This is a genomic window from Bartonella sp. AD328YNZD (assembly GCF_042196425.1).
On the sequence record NZ_JBHIQG010000616.1, the window covers coordinates 1 to 958 of the forward strand.

Genomic DNA, 958 nt, shown 5'->3' on the forward strand with positions numbered 1-958 from the left:
GACGCCCCATAACCCATTCAAGAGCGGGTCTACCATTGACGATATACTCATAAGCTTCAAGAGGGATATCTGTTATTGTGATATTGCTATTGTAAAAAACAGTTGATTTATCTTTCTCTTTATCTGCTTTTGCGAATTTCATTTCAGTCACGTAATAGAATTTTTCGGGATTAGAGATCTCTGTAACTTTTGGATTGCCTTTTTTAAAGGTCACTGGATACGGCTCTACAGTTTCATAGTTTACGTGCAAATGACCCAGTTCACGCCCTGCTGTTACAAATTTCCAAAAATCATCAGCACTCTTTACACAAGGGATACGAGGCAATTCTTTAGAGAGGTTATCAGCATAACGGGTACGATAATCTTCCGAATGCAAAAGACCGTAAACATAATAGAATAGATCATCTTTCGTGATAGTTTCATTAGGATAAGCGGCTTTAAAATGTGCTAATCCCTCATCAGTAATGGCATCACGGCGTTGTAAACCAGCTGTTTTGCTGTCTTCTGTAAATAAATGGGATTGTTTCTCACTTTTACTTTTTGAGACCGTAGTATCTTCGTAAATATAGCGTGGAAAGCATTGACCATTACTTATTGCTTGAACATCCTGTAAAGTTTTACTCATCAAGACAGAAAAACCATTTACTCCTATACCTGTAATTTGTATTACCTTATTTTCAACTGCTTGCCCTATAGGGAATATCCACGGCATTTGGTAAGTTCTTTCATTAAAAATACGATTATAATAGAGCCACTGTCGTGTAAAAGGGCGATAAAAACTTTGAACTAAACAACCGCTTTCGAATTCGGAAAAGTTCCCTCTTGTCAATTCTTGTTTAAGACTACTGCTCCAACTGATTTTTGTAGAATCAATATTAACGAAATCATTTACAGCATTAGTACGTATTTTACGGTCGGTGTGTGCATAAGTATTATTAAAACGTTCTACTTCGCTATT

Annotated in this window: 1 protein-coding gene; it reads right to left on the minus strand. The window is 36.3% G+C overall.

Annotated features, from left to right (window positions below; genetic code table 11):
* Window positions 1-958 (minus strand): type ISP restriction/modification enzyme (locus ACFIO3_RS14060; RefSeq protein WP_375704683.1); only part of this gene is annotated, 958 nt, incomplete at both ends.